Raw genomic sequence first — 18,644 nt, forward strand, 5'->3', positions numbered from 1 at the left:
ATCGAAAGGACGATCAGATGGAAGGTTTCACTGTCATCGATGCGGTGGTGGCGATTGTAGTCGTCCTGTCGGCGCTTCTGGCCTATTCGCGCGGCATCGTCCGCGAGGTGCTGGCCATCGGCGGCTGGATCGCGGCGGGCATCCTGTCGTTCATCTTCGCCCCGCAGGTCGCGCCGCTGGTGAAAGAGGTCCCCTTCATCGGCCCCTTCATCTCGGACAACTGCGAACTGTCGATGATCACCGGTTTCGCCGCCGTCTTCGCCATCGTCCTGCTGATCGCCTCGCTCTTCACGCCGCTGTTTTCGGCCGTGGTGCAGAAATCCGCGCTTGGCGGTCTGGACCAGGCGCTAGGGTTCCTGTTCGGCGTGGCGCGTGGCCTGCTGCTGGTCGCTATCGCGTTCTTCGTCTACAACACGATCTTCTCGGCACAGCACACCGATGTCGTCGACAACTCGCGCTCGGCGCTGGTCTTTGGCCAGCTGACCGGCAAGATCGAACAGGAAAATCCCGAACAGGCGCTTGGCTGGGTCACCCGCCAGTACGAACAGCTGATCGGCACCTGCAGCCAGTAACGTCAGATTTTCCGGCGTCGGATCACGTTTTCCCGATAGCGCGAAGAGATTTATGATCCTTTCGTGACACCGGGGAAACTTCGTCCTATGAGGGGCCCAAGGAAGCGAACGGATTCGGAGACCGCCTTGTCCCGCCAGACCCCCGCCACTCTCGCCGCCTCTTCGGACGCACCGGAAAAAGACCTGCCCAGCCTGCCCTGGGACGACGACAAGCTTAAGGAAGAATGCGGCATCTTTGGTGCCGTGGGTGTCACTGACGCCGCCAGCTTTGTCGCGCTTGGCCTGCACGCCCTGCAGCATCGCGGGCAGGAGGCCGGCGGCATCGTCACGCATGATGTCGAACACGGGTTCAATTCGGCCCGCCGCTTTGGCTACATCCGCGACAACTTCACCTCGCAGGATATCATGGACACGCTGCCCGGCATGATCGGGATCGGCCATGTCCGCTATTCGACCGCCGGATCCAAGGGCGCGACGCAGATCCGCGACGTGCAGCCCTTCTTTGGTGAATTCGCCATGGGCGGCGCGGCCATCGCGCACAACGGCAACATCACCAACGCCGACGCCCTGCGGCGCGAACTGATCGAACGCGGGTCGATCTTCCAAAGCTCGTCCGACAGCGAATGCATCGTGCACCTCATGGCGCGGTCGCTGCAGAAGGGCCTGCCGGAACGCATGGAAGACGCGCTGCGCCGCGTCGAAGGCGCGTTTTCGGTCGTCGCCATGACCTCGACCCAGCTGATCGGCGTGCGCGACCCGCTTGGCGTGCGGCCGCTGGTGCTGGGGCAGGTGGGCGATGGCTGGGTCCTGTCGTCGGAAACCTGCGCGCTGGACATCATCGGCGCGGATTATGTCCGCGAGGTCGAGCCGGGCGAAATGGTCGTGATCACCGACAAGGGGGTCGACAGCCGGTTCCCCTTCCGCCGCCAGTCGCCGCGTTTCTGCATCTTCGAACATGTCTACTTCTCGCGTCCCGACAGCATCATCGGTGGCCGGTCAGTCTATGAGACCCGGCGCCAGATCGGTGTCGAACTGGCCCGCGAAAACCCGGTCGAGGCCGATCTGGTCTGCCCCGTGCCCGACAGCGGCACCCCTGCAGCGATCGGATACAGCCAGGAATCCGGCATCCCCTATGCCATGGGGATCATCCGCAATCAGTACATGGGCCGGACCTTCATCGAACCGACCGAACAGATCCGCAACATGGGCGTGCGGCTCAAGCTCAACGTCAACCGCGCGCTCATCAAGGGCAAGCGGGTGATCCTGGTCGACGACTCGGTGGTGCGCGGCACGACCTCGCGCAAGATCAAGGAGATGATCCTGGATGCAGGCGCCGCCGAGGTGCATTTCCGCATCGCCTCTCCGCCGACCGCCTGGCCGTGCTTCTACGGCGTCGACACCCCGCAGCGCGAAAAGCTGCTGGCGGCCACCATGTCGGAAGACGAGATGCGCGATCACCTGGCGGTCGACAGCCTCAAGTTCATCTCGCTCGATGGCCTCTACCGGGCCGTCGGTGCGGCCGAGGGACGCAACAACAAGTGTCCGCAATATTGCGACGCCTGTTTCTCGGGGGAATACCCGGTCGCGCCGTCGGACATGATCGACAAGGGGTTCGAGCTCAAGGCAGCCGAATGACCCGCAAGGCCCGGGACACATGACCGATTTTCTGCTGTTCGTCCCGGCCTGCTTTGCACTGAACCTGGCCTTTGGTCCCAACAACCTGCTGGCGCTGACCCACGGTGCGCAGGGTGGGGCAGGGTTCGCCATCGGTGCTGCGTCTTCGCGCATCGCGGTCTTCGTGCCGATGATCGCCGCCAGCGCCCTCGGGCTGGGGGTGATCCTGTCGACCTCGGCCCTGCTGTTCGGCGTGATCAAGGTGATCGGCGCGCTCTACCTGGTCTGGATGGGAATCCGCCTGCTTGGGTCGCGTCCCGAGGGGGGCGCTGGTGCGGGCCGTCCACAGGCGCCAAGTTTCCGCACCGCCCTGCGACGAGAGGCGCTGGCCGCCGTCAGCAATCCCAAGGCCATCCTGATCTTCGCCGCCTTCTTTCCACAGTTCGTCGACACCGCCGCCTATTGGCAAAGCTACGCGACCCTTGGCGCGATCTTCCTGGGGCTGGAGCTGTGTGCGATCAGCATCTACGCGCTCGCCGGGGCCTGGGCCGCCAGTTTCGCCGCGCATCGCCTGCATTGGTTCCAGCGCGCCTCGGGCGTGGGCATGATCCTGTTTGGTCTGCTGCTTCTGGTCAGCCGCCAGCCCGGTCGCGCCTGACACCTGCGGCACGCGGTCACAACTGCGTGCTCGGCAACCCGGCGCTGAACGGCGCCCGCCCCGTCGGCGCCGATCTGCCGCAGGCCGAGACCGGACCCAATGCCCCATTTCCTTTCCCGACGCGCTTTGTCATGCCGCGCCGCACGCCACCACAGGCGTGTCAAAGACAAGAGGCATCCATGGCCGGAACACCGGAAAACGTCGCGAAACTGGCAACGCGGGAAAATGCGCTCGACCTCGGGTCGCTGGCGCTGTTGGGCACGATGGTCGAACCCGACGGGCCGAAGGCACTGATCCGCACCTCGGGCGGGAACATCCAGAAGGTCCGCCCGGGCGACCGCATCGGGCTGTCGCAGGTCCGGGCGATCGGCAGCGGCATGGTGCAGGTCAGCAGTTTCGGCAGCGTCGAAACCCTGACCATGCCGGGCGGCTAGGCGGGCATTGGTGCGGGGTCTCTTGACGCAGTTGCGCAAAGCGGCCAAACCGCAGCCATGACCCAACAGATCGCCCTCATCACCGGTGCATCGCGTGGCCTTGGTGCCGCGCTCGCCAAGGCCCTGGCCCCGACCCATCACATCGTTGCCGTCGCCCGCACGGTCGGCGCCCTGGAAGAGCTGGACGATGCGATCCAGGCCGCCGGGGGGCAGGCGACCCTGGCGCCGATGGACGTGACCAAACCCGATGCCATGGCGCAGCTGTGCCGGTCGATCCACGACCGTTGGGGCGGTGTCGCCCTTTGGGCGCACACGGCGATCCACGCGGCCCCGCTGACGCCCGTCGCGCATATGGACGCCAAGGACTGGGCCAAGTCGGTCGAGGCCAACGTGACCGCCATGGGCCACCTGATCCCCTATATCGCGCCGCTTCTGGGCACCGAAGGCCGTGCGGTCTTTTTCGACGATGCCGAGAAGGACGCGAAGTTCCACGGGCCCTACGGGGCGACCAAGGCGTCGCAGATCACGCTGGCCCGCGCCTGGGCCGAGGAAAGCGCCAAGTCCGGGCCGAAGGTGCATGTGCTGACACCCCGCCCGATGCCGACGGCCACCCGTGCCCGGTTCTATCCCGGCGAAGACCGGTCGGCCCTGACGCATCCCGACGCAGAAGCCGCACGGCTTCTGGCCTTGCTGGGCTGACGCAGATGAGCGCGGAGGTTGCCAGCTATATCGCTCAGCAGCCCGAGGCGCAGGCCAAGGCCCTGAAAACCCTGCGCAAGTACCTGGCCGCCCGTGTGGCCCATGCGGGCGTGGCGGCCGAAGAGGTGATCTCCTACGGCATGCCCGGGTTCCGCATCCTGTCAGGGCGGGGGCAGGGCAAGATGCTGCTGGGCTACGCCGCCTGGAAAGATCACCTGGCGCTTTACCCGCACTCCGGCACGGTACTGGGCAGGATGAAAGCGGAAACACGCGGGCTGAGCCAGACCAAGAGCGCCCTGCACATCGGCATCGGGTCGGTGCCGGACGATCGCGTCACCGACCGTCTGATCCACCTGAGGCTGGAGGAGCTGGGCTAGCGCGGAGAGGGGCGCTGCCCCTCGCGGCTGCGCCGCTCACCCCGAGGTATTTTCGACCAGAAGAAGCCTTGAGACGCGCCCCGGTGCGGGCCGGGTCATCGCACGGCTTCGATCGGCCCTTCGGCGCGGCCGTGGATGAACTGGTCCAGGTACGGATCGCCCGAGGCATCCATGTCGGTGACCGGCCCGGTCCAGCGGATCTTGCCACCGTGCAGCATCGCGATCCGGTCGGCAATGGCGCGGACGCTGGTCATGTCGTGGGTGATGGTCATGGCCGTCGCCCCCATCTCGACCACGATTTCACGGATCAGGTCATTGATGACGCCCGCCATGATCGGGTCCAGCCCGGTGGTGGGTTCATCGAAGAAGATGATCTCGGGCTCGGCCGCGATGGCGCGGGCCAGGCCCACGCGCTTTTGCATGCCGCCCGAAAGCTCGGCCGGGAAGCGGTCGGCGACGTCCGGCGTCAGCCCGACGCGCCGCAGCTTTTCGATCGCGATCTCGCGCGCCTCGACCTTCGGGCGTTTCAGCGATCCGCGCAGCAGGCGGAAGGCGACGTTCTGCCAGACCGGCAGGCTGTCGAAAAGCGCCGCGCCCTGGAACAGCATCCCGAACCGCGCAAGGAAGGCATCGCGATCCCCCGCCATCGCCGGTTTGCCGCCCACGGTGATCGCGCCGCTGTCCGGCGTCACGAGGCCAAGCACGCTTTTCAGCAGCACCGATTTGCCGGTTCCCGAGCCGCCGATGATGACCATCGACGTGCCCTGCGGCACCTCGAGCGTCACGCCGCGCAGCACCTGGTTGGCGCCAAAGGCCTTATGAACATCGTCGAACCGGATCATGCCGAGAAGAACACCCCCGTGAGCACGAAGTTCGCGGCAAGGATCAGCACCGACGCGGCCTCGACCGAGGATTTGGTCGCCTGGCCCACGCCCTGCGCGCCCCGCCCCGAGTTCATGCCGAAATAGCAGCCCATCACCGTCGCGATCACCCCGAAGGCCGCGCCCTTGACGAGCGAGGAGATGACGTCGAGCGGTTCGAGGAAGTCGATGGTGTTTTGCAGGTAGGTGGCCGAATTGAAGCCAAGCGAGCGCACCGCCACCTGGTAGCCGCCGAAGATCCCGATCACGTCGCCGATGCCGACCAGCACCGGCACCGTGACCAGCCCGGCCAGCACGCGCGGCACGGTCAGGTACTTCATCGGATGGGTCGACAGGGTCACCAGCGCGTCGATCTGTTCGGTCACCTTCATCGTGGCGATTTCCGCCGCGATCGAGGAGGTCACCCGCGCCGCGATCATCAGCCCGACCAGCACCGGACCCAGTTCGCGCACCATGCCGATGGCCACGATCTGCGGCACCACCGCCGCCGCGTCGAACCGCGATCCGCCCGCATAGATCTGCAGGGCAAGCGCGCCGCCGGTGAAGACGGCCGTCAGCCCCACGACAGGAAGGGACAGCCAGCCGATGTTCATCAGGGCCGACAGGAATTCACGACCGTAGAAGGGTGGGGTCAGCAGGTGGCGCAGCACCTGACCGGCGTAGATCGACACCCGGCCGACCATGGCGAGCACGGCCAGAACCCGCGCGCCGATCCCGCCAAGCAGCCGACCCAAGCCCTTAGCCCCCCTTGTAGCGACGCGACATGCGCCGCCCGAGGGATGTCAGGACCTCGTAGCCTATGGTGCCCGCGTTGTCGGCGATCATGTCGACGGTCTGCTGCGGGCCCAGCAGCGTCAGGCCCTGCGGTTCCTCGTCGAGGTGGGTGATGTCCACGCCGATCAGGTCCATCGAGATACGACCCCGGATCGGGCAGGGATCGTCCCCTGCAAAGAGCGAGGTCTTCGGGCCCATGATCCGGTGGATGCCGTCGGCATATCCGGCGGCCACGGTCGCGATCTTGCTGGGCCTGTCCGCAACCCAGGTGTTGCCGTAGCCGACGGTTTCGCCCGCCTGCACCGTGCGGACCTGGATGACCGGCAGGTCAAGCCGCGCGACAGGCATCGCCTCGGTGAAGGGCAGGCCGCCGTAAAGGCCGATGCCGGGGCGGGTGACGTCGAAATGATACTCCGGCCCCAGCAGGATGCCGCCCGTGGCCGACAGGGACCGCGGCACACCGGTGCCGTCGGTCAGCGCCAGGAAGGTCTCAAGCTGCTGGCGGTTCATCGGGTGGTCGGGTTCATCCGCGCAGGCCAGGTGCGACATGATGAGCGTCGGGTCAAGCTCGAGCGCGGTGTCGCGCAGGGCCAGCCATTCCTCGGCCTCCATGCCCAGGCGGTTCATGCCGGTATCAAGCTGGATGCCGAAGGGATGGCCTGGCAGGGCTTCGACGTGGCGGACCATCTGGTCGATGGAGTTGATCATCGGCACAAGGTTCAGATCGCCGATCATGTCCGTGTCACCGCGCATGTGGCCCGAGAAGACGCTGATTTCGACGTTCGGTCCCAGGGCATCGCGCAGGGCCGCGCCCTCTTCTGCAACGGCGACGAAGAACCGCCGGACCCCGGCCTTGGCCAGCGCGCGTCCGACCGGCTGCACCCCCAGACCATAGCTGTTCGCCTTGACGACGGCGGCGGTCTCCGTCGTGGCGGGGGTCATGGAATCCAGCGCCCGCCAGTTCGAGACGAGGGCATCGAGATCAACGGTAAGACGTGCGGTGCTCATGTGGGTCTTTTGACGGTCGGGCAGGGCCTTCGCAAGCGGAATTGCCGGGGCGCGACGCCATGGGCAAGGGGGCGGCGATGCGGGGGGCGTCCGCTACGACCGAGAGGCGAAAGGCAGGCCGTGCCTACGGCTCCCAGTTGTCGCGGTAGCGGTCCCAGATCTTTTCGCCGATCAGGCAATCGCTGGCCTGTGCGGGCCGGACCTGCGGGGCAACCGGACGGTCGATCCGGGGCGGTTGGACCGGCCCGGCGATTTCCAGCACCAGTTTCTTGCGCACCGCGGCGGCAAATTCGGACCAGTCCAACACCGGCACGACAAAGGCGCCGGGGCCGCCGATCACGCAGTCGCGGTAATACTGGTCAAGGTTGTCGATCGTCCACATGCCGCCCATGCCGTCGCGGGTCATCAGCGGCAGCCCGTTGATCGTGATCCCCTGCGCGACCACCGCATCGCGCGCCATGATCACCGGCCCGCCATCGTTGTTCGGCCCGTCGCCCGACACGTCGATCACCCGACGCAGACCGGCAAAATCGTTCTGCGCAAAATAATCGGCACCGACCGTCAGCGCCGACGAGATCGAGGTGCGTCGCATCCCCGGCGAATGGGTCAGGGCGATGACATCGGCAAAGGCCTCGGCGTCCTCGCGGGTGCGGATGATTGCCCAGTCCTGTACGATGCGGTGCGACGTCCGGCCCGCCCATTCGACATAGGCGATCGCGACGCTGCCCAGCATGCCGCTGTTGATGGCTGCAAGCACGTCGGAGGACACCAACGCCTCGGCATAGCCGCGCCGCTGGATCTCAAGCTCCCGTTCGCTCATCGAGCGCGAGACATCGACCAGCAGCAGCAGTTCGACGTCGACCTCGATGGCGTCAGGGTTCCAGGGCTCCTGCGCGAGGGCAGGGGCGGCAAGGGACATCGCGGCCAGAAGGACTAGGGGGCGCCACATCCGAAAAGTGTCGCGCCGCCCGGGCCTTTCTGTCCAGAAAAACCGGTGGCCTTACGAAAAGGTGATGCGACCTGTGGGTCAGTAGCCCGCGTCGCCGCCTTGCTGCCAAGGCTTGACGAGGTTGCCGAAGCGGGTGAATTCGGATTCGAACGACAGTTCGACCGATCCGATCGGGCCGTGACGCTGCTTGCCGATGATGACCTCGGCCTTGCCGTGCAGATGCGCCATGCGGTCCTGCCAGGCGGCCATTTCGTCCAGACGGTCGTCCGAAGGCTTTTCCCGTTCGACATAGTATTCTTCGCGGAACACGAACATCACGCAGTCCGCATCCTGTTCGATCGAGCCCGATTCCCGAAGGTCCGACAGCTGCGGCCGCTTGTCGTCCCGGCTTTCCACCTGACGCGACAGCTGTGACAGAGCGATCACGGGGATATTGAGCTCCTTGGCAATGGCCTTGAGACCCATCGAGATCTCGGCGATCTCGTTCACCCGGTTCTCGGCCGTGCCGCGCACCAGCTGCAGGTAGTCGACGATCAGCAGGTCAAGCCCATGCGTCCGCTTCAGGCGCCGCGCCCGCGCCGCCAGCTGGGCGATCGGGATCGACGGCGTGTCGTCGATGAACAGCGGGCAGGCCTCGAGCGTCTTGGCGGCCTCGACGAAGCGCCGGAATTCGGCTTCGGTCATGTCACCTTGACGGATCTTGTGCGACGAGATTTCCGACGCCTCGGCCAAGACACGGGCGGCCAGCTGTTCGGCGCTCATTTCAAGCGAATAGAAGCCCACGACGCCACCCTGCACGGCGCCTTCGGTGCCGTCGGGCAGGGCGCCGCGCTTGTAGGCCTTGGCGACGTTGAACGCGATGTTCGTCGCCAGCGATGTTTTCCCCATGGAGGGACGGCCCGCGAGGATCAGAAGGTCGGATTTGTGCAATCCGCCCAGCTTCTTGTCCATGTCGATCAGACCTGTGGAAATACCGGCCAGTCCCCCTTCGCGCTGGTAGGCGGCATTGGCGACGTTCACCGCTTCTGTCACCGCGCTGAGGAAGGACTGGAACCCCGTCTCGGCGGAGCCCGCTTCGGACAGTTTGTAGAGTTTTTGTTCCGCCTTGACGATCTGCTCTCTAGGTTCGTTCTTGACGTCGACCTTCATCGCTTCTGCGGCGATATCATGCCCGAGAGAGATCAGCTCTCTCCGGATGGCAAGGTCGTAGATAATCTGTGCATAGTCGCGCACCGCGTAGGCCGCGATGGCCGCGCCGGCAAGACGGGCCAGGTAGCCCGGTCCGCCCAGTTCCCTCAGCCCCTCGTCATCTTCGAGAAACGCCTTGAGCGTCACCGGCGTGGCCAGCGCGTTCTTGGCGATGCGGGCGGCGGCGACTTCGTAGATGCGGCCGTGAACCGGTTCATAGAAATGGTCGGCAGTGATCAGAGAGGCGATGCGGTCATAGACATCGTTGTTCGTCAGAAGCGCGCCCAGCAGCTGCTGTTCGGCCTCGATCGAATGCGGAACCGTGTCGGCCTGCGCAACTTCAGGCGTAGGTGTGCCTGCGGCGTTGAAAAACGCGACGTCGTTCATGGCTGCTCGTCCCCGTCCCTTATACACGACTTCATCAACAGGGCTGACCCTTTGCCAGCACTCCGGAAGTCCTTAACGTATTGCAATCTACCACCCTGCGCAGACACCCCGTATCGCCCGCGCGGTCACCATTTGGTGGCTTCAGGAGATACATTAAGCTTCGTGAACGAAGCAATATGGAAAACCCTGTGGATAACGCGAGCATATCTTTTTCCTACCATATCTGGCGGAAGAAGTCGCTGCTTATTCCGGATTTAGTTGGGTTCCATAGGCGGCGGGGTGACGTGATGACACAAAAGGCGCGCCGTCAGAAAAAGCGCGCCCTATGCTTTCGTATAGGTGTCATTGGATAAAAGAATTAACGCGGCGGCCACGCCTGTCTTCGGCGTGCCGCGCGATTCGTTAACCTTTCACCCGGGCGTCCTGCCAGGCGCGCGGCGCGTTGAGAAAGTTTTCCACTTCGTCCAGCGTGGCGGTGTCGAAGGTGCCGCGACGGCGCGCTTCGGCCAGAACGTCCCACCAGGTGCAAAGGTGGTGCAGCGACACGCCATGGTCGCCAAGCGTCTTCTCGGTCTCGGGGAAGATGCCGTAGTAGAAGATGACGGCGGTATGCGCACAGGTCGCCCCGGTGTCGCGGATCGCGTCGACGAATGAGATCTTGGACCCGCCGTCGGTGGTCAGGTCTTCAACCAGCAGCACCCGCTGTCCTTCGGTCATGGCCCCCTCGATCCGGGCGTTGCGACCGTACCCCTTGGGCTTCTTGCGCACGTAGGTCATGGGCAGGGCCATGCGTTCGGCGACCAGCGCGGCAAAGGGGATGCCGGCGGTCTCGCCGCCCGCGATGTTGTCGAATGCCTCCAGCCCCGCATTGCGCATGACGGTGCAGGCCAGGAAGTCCATCAGCGTCGACCGGATGCGCGGGAAAGAGATCAGCTTGCGGCAGTCGATATAGGTCGGCGAGGGCAGGCCCGAGGCCAGCGTGAAAGGGTCGGTCGAATTGAAATGAACCGCCTCGATATCCAGCAGCATGCTTGCGGTGAGGCGGGCGATCTCTTCGGCGGAGGGGTAGCTGGCGGGGATCATGTCAGGGCCTTTCGCGGGTGGAGCCGTCGGATGCCTCCGGCGGGAGTATTGTTGAGAAAGATGAAGGTCAGGACCAGTAGACCGGCACGCCGGGATCGAAGACCGTGACTGGCCCGGCCGCACAGTCGATCTTCGCGGGGAAGGTCGTGGGGGTGTCGGATTTCGTCAGGGTGATCGTGTCGTCGTTCACCGGCAGGCGGTAGAACTCCGGGCCATTGCGCGATGCGAAGGCCTCGAGCTTGCCGAGCGCCTTCTGGTCGTCGAAGACCTGCGCCAGAAGCGGCATGGTGTTGGTCGCGGTGAAACAGCCCGCACAGCCGCAGGCATGTTCCTTGAGATGATCGGGATGCGGCGCGGAATCGGTGCCAAGGAAAAACCGCGCGTCGCCGGAGGTCGCGGCGGCCACCAGCGCCTGCCGGTGTTCCTCGCGTTTGGCGACGGGCAGGCAGTAGTAATGCGGCTTGATCCCACCCACGAGGATGTGGTTGCGGTTGATGAACAGGTGGTGCGTGGTGATCGTCGCGCCCAGATCCTTGTCGTTCGCGCGCACGTAATCGGCCGCCTGCGAGGTGGTGATATGTTCCATCACCACCCGAAGGCCCGGCGTCGCGCGGCGGATCGGATCCAGCACGGTGTCGATGAACACGGCCTCGCGGTCGAAGATGTCGACCTCGGATGTCGTGACCTCGCCGTGCATGCACAGCGGCATCCCGATCTCGGCCATCTTTTCCAGCACGGGGCGCACCTTTTCAAAGTTGCGCACGCCCGAGGCCGAATTGGTCGTGGCCCCGGCCGGGTAGAGCTTGACCGCGGTGGCGATGCCGTCAGCGTGGGCCTGCGCCACGTCCTCGGGATCGGTGTCCTCGGTCAGGTAAAGCGTCATCAGCGGCTTGAACGCCATGCCGTCGGGCAGGGCAGCGACGATCCGGTCGCGGTAGGCGGCGGCCTGCGCCCCGGTGACCACCGGCGGCACCAGGTTCGGCATCACGATCGCGCGGGCGAAGGTGCGGGCGGTTTCGGGCAGCACGGCCTCCATCATCGCGCCATCGCGCAGGTGAAGGTGCCAGTCGTCGGGGCGGCGGATCGTGAGGCTATCGGTCATGCCCCGCGATTACCCCGTTGCGGCGGCGTTGGGAAGCCCGCGCGTCACTCTTCCCCGGTCTCGAGCATCCGCAGCCGCCGGGCAAAGCGCGGCGCAGTGAACCGGGCAGTGACATGACGGCACAGGGCTTCGGTCAGACGGTCGCGGTCGGTCGCTTCAAGCCGGGTCAGCAACCGCCGCAGGTAGGGTAGGTGGCTGCGCCGCGCACGGTAGAGCCCCGCGAAATGCGCCGTATCCAGCCGCCCGTCGGCGGCGGCCCTGAGCATCGGGAACAGCCGCTTCATGAACAGAAGGTGGCTTTGCAGCGCCTCGCCCATATAGGGCATCCGCAACTTGGTCACGTTCGGCTTGGTGAACAGCGCCGCATGCATCGCATCAAGCGATTCCGCCGGGTCATAAATGACATAGGCGCGCGCGGCCCCGTCGATCATGTCGGGTGCAAAGCCGAAGCGGTCGGTGAAATCGGTACGCCGCATGTGGGTGAACCGGTCGTCCCATTCGGTGACGCGCGGATCCAGCGTCGCCTGCGGCTGGATCGCCACCACGGTGCTGCCCGGCGCCGCGACCGAAAAGGCCGCCGCTGCATAGCCACAGGGCCCGGCGCCATAGAACATGACCGTGTCGAATTCGTCGAAAAATCCATCGTCGATCAGCTGGTCGAAATAGTCATAGACCTCGGGCGCGCGGAACCAGGTGTCGCCGTCACAGGCCAGCAGAAGGTGCGACCACCCCTGACGCTGTGCCAGATGCCAGCCAAGCGGCTGCGCGCTGTCGGTCAGTCCACGCATGCCCTGAACGGTTTCGAAGGTCACCAGAAGGGTGCTGCCCGACTTGATGAAGGCGGCGAAATGCGACCGGCCCAGCTTGTCGGCGGCGCCTTCCATCTCGGCCCGCTCCATCACCCGACGGGTCCATTCGGGCTTGTCGAGGCCAGACAGGTCAGTGCGCGGGAAATTTCCGTCCATCTTGGGTCCTTGCGGTGCAACGGCGTTTCTACGCCTGAAATACAATTCTTGTGTCCGTCACCGCGGCCCGGGGCCGGCGTCGGGGGCGAATGGGTGGTTATCCTGGCGCGTCAGCCCGGCGGCCAAGGTTGGCATAACCTACCAGAAACCGCGCTTCGTTCAACGGCAGTGCGCGCGTCGGCGGAGTCATGAGCAAGCGACCGAACAACGCCCGGTAAGGTTCCTGTTTCATCAGCTCTTCGAACTGCGCGTGGCGCCATCTTACGGCGGCCTCGTGCAGGTCCTGCAGCTGCGGGTCGGCCTTCAATCCTTCCAGTTCGGCCGACATGCCCGGTGCAAGATGCTGGATCGTAACGTCTTCCTCCTGGTTGAAGTTCCGTTCGACCCAGTAATCGACGCCCAGCATGTGGTCCGAATGCACGGCCCGTCCGCGCGCGGCCTTGAGGATGTAGCTTTCCATCGACCCAAGCGGATAATGGTTCAGCTGCACCAGCCCATAATTCGGGCGCCCGTAATTCGAGAAGATCCGCGTGGTGCGGAATTTCTCGTCCAGCTCGCGGCCTTCACCATCGGCCCACCTGACACGCGTGATCCTGTCGGCATCCGGCGACCGGGGCCGATGCACCCCGAGCTTCGCGTAGGTGCCGTCGTTGCGATAAAGCGTCTTGAACATCGCCGACCGCCAGGGCCAGTACATCACCACGGGCGCGGCCTTGGTGAAGGTCTGGGTCACCGGCCGGTCGTGATAGCGCGCCTGACCGTTGCAGCCGAAAAGCCGCCAGGTCAGCGTGATGGCATCGGCCCACTCCAGCCGGTCGATCAACGCGGGCAGGGTGCGGTCACCGACATGGACATTGACGAATTCGTCGACGTCCAGCGTGGCGATCCAGTCGGCCTGCTTGACGATCTGCATGGCATCGGCCTGCTTGTAGGCGGTGAACTGGATGCCGCCCTTGTCATAGGGGCCGTCGTTGCGCACGTGGGTCAGCAGGCCAATGTCCTGCAACCGGTCCAGCATGGTGTCGGTGCCATCCTGGCAATCGTTGGAAAACACAAGGAAATCGGTGAACCCGCAGGCGCGGTGATGGGCCAGCCATTCCAGCAGGAAGGCGCCTTCGTTGCGCACGGTCAATACGGCCAGAAAACGCATCACTGGGGCCTCGAGAAGGTGACGACCTTGCCGTTGGACCGGCGCGGATTGTAGATCAGCCCGCCCGCGTTCATCGCGTCGAAGATCACCTGGACGCCGGGCAGGCCGATGTACTGGGGGTGCAGTTCGACGATCGCGGCGCGCAGGCGCGACAGGTCGAGCAGCGGCAGAACCATCAGCTCGGCCCCTTCGATATCGCAGATCAGAACGTCCGGGGCGAGCGCCGCGATGGTGGCGCGCGCGGGGCGGACGGGCACCTTGTGGCGGCTCACGACGCTCTCGGCCGGGTCGGGCAGCATCGAGGATTCGACAAAGTTCCGGCGGACGTAGAAATCGGCCTCGCCCGCCTCGGGGCCCAGCAGGGCGTGGTGCAGGGTGGCGCAGGTGATGCCGTTTTCCGAATGCACGCGGCGGATGCAGGGGATAAGGGCCGGGTTGGCTTCAAAGGCGTGGACCTCGGCGGGCGCGCAGTTCTTGGACACGATCGAGGACATGTACCCCATGCCCGCCCCCAGTTCGACCACCCGGTCGCCGGCTTTCACGATCCGCAGGGCGGCGGCGCTTTCCTTTTCCTCGTAGCCGTCCTCGGCCAGCAGGCGTCGGGTCTTGTGCACCATCGGCGGCAGGTCGGTCGGGAACTGCACGCCGTGGCTGGTGATATGCGCGGGCTGGCCCTTCCGGGCCAGGGTCGCGCGCATCTCGGGGTCGGAGGATCCGGGGAAGCGGTCGGAATGATCGACTGGGGCGGTCATGTTTCAAGATCCTGCGCCAGGGCATAGGCAACCCGCTCGGTTTCATTCAGACGGACCGACAGGGCCTGGTCATAAAGCTGCTGAAAGTCGGGGTCCGCGTGCAATTCGGCGGCCTTGGCGCGGTGCCAGGCAAACCCCTGCTCGTGCAGCGCCCGCAGCTCGGCGTCGGCCGAAAGCCGCGCCATCTCGGCCCGCAGGCGCGGCAGGTTCCGCTGGATGGTCACGTCGGTATGATCGCCCCAGTCCATCCGGATCCAGTAGTTCAGCCCGATCGACCGGTCGACATGCAGCGCCCGGCCGCGCTGGCGCTTGATCAGATAGCTGTCGGCCGAGCGCAGGGCATAGTGGTTCAGCTGCAGCAGGTCATACCCGATCGAATTTTTAGAGCTTCGCCAGCCGTTCTTGATCATCTCTTTCGTGGTCACGGCGCCGTTGCCATTGACCCACATCACCTGTTTCGCCTTGTCCTCGACCAGCTTGTTGGGCCGGTGGCAGGACAGCTTTTCATAGGCGCCGATGTTGCGGAACAGGGTCTTGAAGCCCCAGGCTGTGTGCGGCTTGGGGCAGAATTTCGGGGCGCAGGCGGTGAACTGTTCGATCACCGGGCGGTCGGCCAGATCCGTCACCCCGCCGTGCCCGAACAGCCGCCATGTCATCGCGACATTCGTGGCCTCGGGCGCATGGGCAAAGAAGTCGTCCAGCGTGCCGTTGCCGCAGCGCACGTTGACGAATTCGTCGACGTCGATATGCGCGATCCATTCGGCATTGCGGATGACGTCTTCGTCCAGGGCGGCGTCCAGCGCGAATTGTTGCGGCGACTGGCCCGTCCAGTGATCGTTGTCGCGGTGATGCACGACCCCCATGGCATCCAGCCGCTTGAGGATCTGGTCCGTGCCGTCGGTGCAGCCGTTGGTGTAGATCAGGAAGGTGTCGAAGCCGATGGCGCGGTGATAGGCGACCCATTCAAGGATATAGGGCGCCTCGTTCTTCATGCAGCCGACGATGACGCGGCCGGTGCTGCCCGGCGGCAGGCTGCGCGGCGGGGCGGGGGTGAAGGGGGCGGCCGGGTCTTCTTCGTTGACGCGACCCAGGCGATTGTGCGGCTTGAAGGGCGATCCCTGCAGGGACGCGAATTTCTCGACCGCAAGCGGCGACATGATCTTCCGGGCCTCTGGGCTGATGCCGTCGGCCTCGTCCCCCTCATCCGGGGCGGCATCGCCTTTGGCGGCCTCGGCAGTGGCGCGGTCGATGCGCCACATCCAGGCCAGCAGATATTGCGAGGCGCGAAATCCCATGTGAGGCGCCGGTTCGCCCCAGCCATGTCGGCCGGGGGGCAAGGGGCCGGGCGCAAGATCGAGCCCGGGGTGCGCCTGCGACAGGGCGGTCAGGCCGGGGGCAAAGCGTTGGGCGACAAAGGCCAGCCCCTCGGGGTCGATGGGGGTGCCGCCGATACGGATCTCTTCGATGAACTTCCGCCAGAGCGGCCGTGGAACGCGATGCTGGCCCAGCCCCAGAAGCCGCACCAGCAGCCCGTTCAATTCGCGCGCGCGGGCCAGCCATTCGGCCGAGGGCGCGGCGGGCGGCACCCAGGGATCGGCCTTGCCGATCTGCTGGTCGATATCGAAGGCCTCGCGCAATTCCTCGGTCACCTCGGGCGCGGACCAGCGGGCAGGGTCATAGCGGCGCAGACGGACGGACCCCGGGCCAAAGGTGCCTTCCCAGAAAGCGACAAGCGCCTGGTAATCCAGCCAGAAGGCCGGCCCCTGCACATGCGGAAAGATCCCGAGGTCGGGCTTGGCAGGCGGCGTCGTGGCCAGGCAGGCCTGCCACCAGTCGCGCTGGCGCAGCAGCCCGATTTCCAGGTCCAGCCCCCGTGCGCGCCCTTCGAAGACGTTGGCGGCATAATTCCACGCCAGCAACCGTTCGGGCCGGTCAAGGTGCGCGGTCACGGTGATGTCATCGGACAGCGGGCGCAGCATGTCCCGCAGGCGCTTTAGTTCTGACACCTGCGACAGCCCGACACCCAGCTGCGCCGCCGACAGGATCAACACGTCCGGCTTGGCCCGTGCCACGTCGCGCATCAGCCCGTCTGCCACCTGGTCGTACAACCCCGCCTGCCGGTCCGGATCAGCAAAGCCCCGCGCCGCCCGAAGCGGGTCGGGGCGGTCAGGATCCGTCACCGCCATGAACAGGCGCGTGTGGTTCTTGGGGCCCGGTCCGCGCGGAAACAGCACGCCCTTGCCTTCCAGCTGGGATCGCTTGTCCGACAGGACATCCTGAAGGCGCAGGATGCCGCAGCCCTCAAGCCCGATGTGCAGGTGGATCTTCATGCCGCGTCCGAGTCGTCGTCTTCGTCGTCCGCGTGGTTCTTGTTCGCCATGCCCCACCAGCCGATGTCGCGTCCGATGTGGCGGCCCAGCAGGCGGGGCGCGTCTTCGTCGGCGACATCGACGCGGCAAAAGATCTCGTCCCCGCCGAAGATCGTGTCGAGGAAATTGTAATGCGCCTCGATCCAGGCGATCCGTTCGTGATCCTTTTCGCCATAGCCCACGGGCAGGCCGGGCACCGAATTGCGGGTGATCCGGGCAACAAGGTTGTTCCATTTGAGCATGGAATTCGACAGCGCCGCCGGATCGCGCCAGCTTGCCACGAAGCGCACGCCGGGATGATGCCGCGCGATGGCCTCGATCACCGCCGCGTCCATCTGAGGATAGGCAGGCCGCCCCGCCCGCAGGACCGAGATTTCGCCGAACCCGTCGAACTCCTCAAGCTTCGCCAAGGGATCGCCGGTCGCGAAATAGCTGTCGTACATGACATATCCGACGTAATCCCCGGCGATGTCGGCGCGGCTGGTCAGCGCCTTGTGGATCTTGTGATCGACCATGCGCAGCCCCGAGGCCTCGAGCGCCTGCCGCACGGTGGTGGTGCCGGATTTCGGCAGGCCAAGGTTCACGACACGCAGGCGGGTCATCGGGCGACCTCCGAATAGGGGGATGGGGGCAGGGGCAGGCCAAGCGAGGTCAGAAGCGCCTCTTCTTCGGGGCACAGGACACCCGCGCCTTTCAGGTGATCCTTCATCGCACGATAGTCGGGCTGGGCCAGCAGCGCGTCGCGCCGCGCGCGGTGCAGCGCGCAGGCCTCCTCGTGCAGCGCGGCGATGCCGGGCAGCGCCTTCAGCCGATCCATCTCGGTCCTCAGCGCGGGCAGGTAGCGCAGGATCGACCGGTCCTCATGCGCCATGTCGTTGCGTTCGCGCCAATAGGTATCGTCGAAGGCGCGGTGTTCGCGGTTCACGTCGCCCCGGTCGTTCTTGACCAGGTAGCTGTCGAGCGAGCGCAGCGCATAGTGGTTGAGCGTCGCGAACCGCCGCGCCCCGGCGGCCGGAAACTTGCGGATGCGCCGCGCATTGGCCGCGATCAGGAACTTTGGCGGCACCGGTCGCCCCGAGCCGTCGGTCCACTTGGGCCGCGCCTTGCCAACCTTCTTGACGTTGAAGAAGGGGCGGTGCGCGCCATAGTATTGCAGCGGGAAATCCTTTCGGATCAGGCTTTTGACCTCGATCGCGAATTCACCGCACCAGATGTCGGGATTATGCGACCGGGTGAACTGTTCGATCACCGGCCGATCTTCGTAGCCTTCCACGCCGGCATTGGCGAAGAACTGGAAATTCACCGATATCGCCTGCGGATCGCCGCTTGCCGCGATCAGCCCGGGGATCGTGTGATCGCCGACGTGGATGTTGAGGAATTCGTCGACATCCGCGATCCAGACCCAGTCGGCCCCGGTCACGATATCTTCGCGGCGCGACGCCTTGAGCGCCTCCATCTGGTAATTCCGCCCCTGTGCGGGGTTGGGCAGGTGCCGCACGACACCCTGCACCGCCAGCGCATCCAGAAGCCGGTCGGTCGCATCGGTGCAATCGTTGGAATAGAACAGGAAATCGGTCACGCCGACGACGCGGTTGAAGGCGATCCATTCGATCAGGAACGGGCCTTCGTTCTTCACGCATGTGACGGCGGTGATGCGCATCACGTCGCCTCCGCCGGTCGGG

The 18,644-nt window shown here is 65.5% G+C and carries 19 protein-coding genes; 6 read left to right on the forward strand and 13 right to left on the reverse strand.

What is annotated here, in order from left to right; genetic code table 11:
• The first annotated feature begins 17 nt into the window (after positions 1–17).
• The 6 genes from E4S58_RS04020 to E4S58_RS04045 all read left to right on the forward strand — a co-directional run bounded on the left by E4S58_RS04020 (position 18) and on the right by E4S58_RS04045 (position 4,354).
• Positions 18–572 (forward strand): CvpA family protein, encoded by a 555-nt coding sequence (locus E4S58_RS04020; protein WP_136635011.1) that lies wholly within the window; start codon positions 18–20, stop codon positions 570–572.
• A 183-nt stretch (positions 573–755) separates the two neighbouring features.
• Positions 756–2,207: an amidophosphoribosyltransferase gene (purF, locus tag E4S58_RS04025; RefSeq protein ID WP_240789498.1), complete on the forward strand. Its 1,452-nt coding sequence runs from the start codon at positions 756–758 to the stop codon at positions 2,205–2,207.
• Between the two features lie 19 nt (positions 2,208–2,226).
• The gene (locus tag E4S58_RS04030) at positions 2,227–2,844 is read left to right on the forward strand and encodes a LysE family translocator (RefSeq protein WP_136635013.1); all 618 of its coding nucleotides are present in this window, start codon (positions 2,227–2,229) and stop codon (positions 2,842–2,844) included.
• A 179-nt stretch (positions 2,845–3,023) separates the two neighbouring features.
• Positions 3,024–3,278, forward strand: a complete 255-nt coding sequence (locus E4S58_RS04035) for a pilus assembly protein PilP (protein WP_136635014.1) — start codon at positions 3,024–3,026, stop codon at positions 3,276–3,278.
• Positions 3,279–3,335: 57 nt separating this feature from the next.
• Positions 3,336–3,977, forward strand: coding sequence for an SDR family NAD(P)-dependent oxidoreductase (locus E4S58_RS04040; RefSeq protein WP_136635015.1), 642 nt, complete (start codon positions 3,336–3,338; stop codon positions 3,975–3,977).
• 5 nt (positions 3,978–3,982) lie between these two features.
• Positions 3,983–4,354: an iron chaperone gene (locus E4S58_RS04045; protein ID WP_136635016.1), complete on the forward strand. Its 372-nt coding sequence runs from the start codon at positions 3,983–3,985 to the stop codon at positions 4,352–4,354.
• Between the two features lie 95 nt (positions 4,355–4,449).
• Here the strand turns inward: E4S58_RS04045 and E4S58_RS04050 are convergent, their stop codons facing one another.
• From E4S58_RS04050 to E4S58_RS04110, 13 genes are all read right to left on the reverse strand, one after another.
• Positions 4,450–5,196: an ABC transporter ATP-binding protein gene (locus tag E4S58_RS04050; RefSeq protein WP_136635017.1), complete on the reverse strand. Its 747-nt coding sequence runs from the start codon at positions 5,194–5,196 to the stop codon at positions 4,450–4,452.
• Entirely contained in the window at positions 5,193–5,918 is a 726-nt protein-coding gene (locus E4S58_RS04055; RefSeq protein ID WP_136635825.1) for an MlaE family ABC transporter permease, read from the reverse strand. Before E4S58_RS04055 ends, E4S58_RS04050 begins: the two co-directional genes overlap by 4 nt.
• 55 nt (positions 5,919–5,973) lie before the next feature.
• Entirely contained in the window at positions 5,974–7,017 is a 1,044-nt protein-coding gene (gene alr, locus E4S58_RS04060; RefSeq protein WP_136635018.1) for an alanine racemase, read from the reverse strand.
• 124 nt (positions 7,018–7,141) lie between these two features.
• Positions 7,142–7,966 (reverse strand): DUF1194 domain-containing protein, encoded by an 825-nt coding sequence (locus E4S58_RS04065; RefSeq protein ID WP_240789452.1) that lies wholly within the window; start codon positions 7,964–7,966, stop codon positions 7,142–7,144.
• Positions 7,967–8,044: 78 nt separating this feature from the next.
• Positions 8,045–9,541 carry a replicative DNA helicase gene (locus E4S58_RS04070; protein WP_136635019.1) on the reverse strand — a complete coding sequence of 499 codons (1,497 nt, stop codon included), beginning with the start codon at positions 9,539–9,541 and terminating at the stop codon, positions 8,045–8,047.
• Between the two features lie 402 nt (positions 9,542–9,943).
• Positions 9,944–10,624, reverse strand: a complete 681-nt coding sequence (locus E4S58_RS04075; protein WP_136635020.1) for an orotate phosphoribosyltransferase — start codon at positions 10,622–10,624, stop codon at positions 9,944–9,946.
• A gap of 67 nt (positions 10,625–10,691) precedes the next feature.
• Complete coding sequence (gene pyrC, locus E4S58_RS04080; RefSeq protein WP_136635021.1) at positions 10,692–11,726, reverse strand: dihydroorotase; 1,035 nt, start codon at positions 11,724–11,726, stop codon at positions 10,692–10,694.
• Positions 11,727–11,770: 44 nt separating this feature from the next.
• A complete protein-coding gene (locus E4S58_RS04085) occupies positions 11,771–12,691 on the reverse strand; it encodes a phosphoadenosine phosphosulfate reductase (RefSeq protein WP_136635022.1) in 921 nt (306 codons plus the stop codon).
• A 97-nt stretch (positions 12,692–12,788) separates the two neighbouring features.
• Positions 12,789–13,841 carry a glycosyltransferase family 2 protein gene (locus tag E4S58_RS04090; protein WP_136635023.1) on the reverse strand — a complete coding sequence of 351 codons (1,053 nt, stop codon included), beginning with the start codon at positions 13,839–13,841 and terminating at the stop codon, positions 12,789–12,791.
• Positions 13,841–14,593: an FkbM family methyltransferase gene (locus E4S58_RS04095; RefSeq protein ID WP_240789453.1), complete on the reverse strand. Its 753-nt coding sequence runs from the start codon at positions 14,591–14,593 to the stop codon at positions 13,841–13,843. Before E4S58_RS04095 ends, E4S58_RS04090 begins: the two co-directional genes overlap by 1 nt.
• Entirely contained in the window at positions 14,590–16,923 is a 2,334-nt protein-coding gene (locus tag E4S58_RS04100; protein WP_136635024.1) for a glycosyltransferase family 2 protein, read from the reverse strand. Before E4S58_RS04100 ends, E4S58_RS04095 begins: the two co-directional genes overlap by 4 nt.
• On the reverse strand, positions 16,920–17,564 hold the full coding sequence (locus tag E4S58_RS04105; protein WP_136635025.1) for a sulfotransferase family protein: 645 nt from the start codon (positions 17,562–17,564) through the stop codon (positions 16,920–16,922). The genes E4S58_RS04100 and E4S58_RS04105 overlap by 4 nt, the downstream gene beginning before the upstream one ends.
• The gene (locus tag E4S58_RS04110; protein ID WP_136635026.1) at positions 17,561–18,622 is read right to left on the reverse strand and encodes a glycosyltransferase family 2 protein; all 1,062 of its coding nucleotides are present in this window, start codon (positions 18,620–18,622) and stop codon (positions 17,561–17,563) included. Before E4S58_RS04110 ends, E4S58_RS04105 begins: the two co-directional genes overlap by 4 nt.
• Between the last annotated feature and the right edge of the window lie 22 nt (positions 18,623–18,644).

The organism is Pseudooceanicola onchidii (assembly GCF_004959925.1).
GTDB lineage: Bacteria > Pseudomonadota > Alphaproteobacteria > Rhodobacterales > Rhodobacteraceae > Pseudooceanicola > Pseudooceanicola onchidii.

Bases quoted from the DNA above. Each gene is read 5' to 3' on its own strand.
- E4S58_RS04020 (WP_136635011.1), top strand. From the start codon at position 18: ATGGAAGGTTTCACTGTCATCGATGCGGTGGTGGCGATTGTAGTCGTC.
- E4S58_RS04030 (WP_136635013.1), top strand. From the start codon at position 2,227: ATGACCGATTTTCTGCTGTTCGTCCCGGCCTGCTTTGCACTGAACCTG.
- E4S58_RS04035 (WP_136635014.1), top strand. From the start codon at position 3,024: ATGGCCGGAACACCGGAAAACGTCGCGAAACTGGCAACGCGGGAAAAT.
- E4S58_RS04040 (WP_136635015.1), top strand. From the start codon at position 3,336: ATGACCCAACAGATCGCCCTCATCACCGGTGCATCGCGTGGCCTTGGT.
- E4S58_RS04045 (WP_136635016.1), top strand. From the start codon at position 3,983: ATGAGCGCGGAGGTTGCCAGCTATATCGCTCAGCAGCCCGAGGCGCAG.
- E4S58_RS04050 (WP_136635017.1), bottom strand. From the start codon at position 5,196: ATGATCCGGTTCGACGATGTTCATAAGGCCTTTGGCGCCAACCAGGTG.
- E4S58_RS04055 (WP_136635825.1), bottom strand. From the start codon at position 5,918: ATGGTCGGCCGGGTGTCGATCTACGCCGGTCAGGTGCTGCGCCACCTG.
- alr (WP_136635018.1), bottom strand. From the start codon at position 7,017: ATGAGCACCGCACGTCTTACCGTTGATCTCGATGCCCTCGTCTCGAAC.
- E4S58_RS04065 (WP_240789452.1), bottom strand. From the start codon at position 7,966: ATGTGGCGCCCCCTAGTCCTTCTGGCCGCGATGTCCCTTGCCGCCCCT.
- E4S58_RS04070 (WP_136635019.1), bottom strand. From the start codon at position 9,541: ATGAACGACGTCGCGTTTTTCAACGCCGCAGGCACACCTACGCCTGAA.
- E4S58_RS04075 (WP_136635020.1), bottom strand. From the start codon at position 10,624: ATGATCCCCGCCAGCTACCCCTCCGCCGAAGAGATCGCCCGCCTCACC.
- pyrC (WP_136635021.1), bottom strand. From the start codon at position 11,726: ATGACCGATAGCCTCACGATCCGCCGCCCCGACGACTGGCACCTTCAC.
- E4S58_RS04085 (WP_136635022.1), bottom strand. From the start codon at position 12,691: ATGGACGGAAATTTCCCGCGCACTGACCTGTCTGGCCTCGACAAGCCC.
- E4S58_RS04090 (WP_136635023.1), bottom strand. From the start codon at position 13,841: ATGCGTTTTCTGGCCGTATTGACCGTGCGCAACGAAGGCGCCTTCCTG.
- E4S58_RS04095 (WP_240789453.1), bottom strand. From the start codon at position 14,593: ATGACCGCCCCAGTCGATCATTCCGACCGCTTCCCCGGATCCTCCGAC.
- E4S58_RS04100 (WP_136635024.1), bottom strand. From the start codon at position 16,923: ATGAAGATCCACCTGCACATCGGGCTTGAGGGCTGCGGCATCCTGCGC.
- E4S58_RS04105 (WP_136635025.1), bottom strand. From the start codon at position 17,564: ATGACCCGCCTGCGTGTCGTGAACCTTGGCCTGCCGAAATCCGGCACC.
- E4S58_RS04110 (WP_136635026.1), bottom strand. From the start codon at position 18,622: ATGCGCATCACCGCCGTCACATGCGTGAAGAACGAAGGCCCGTTCCTG.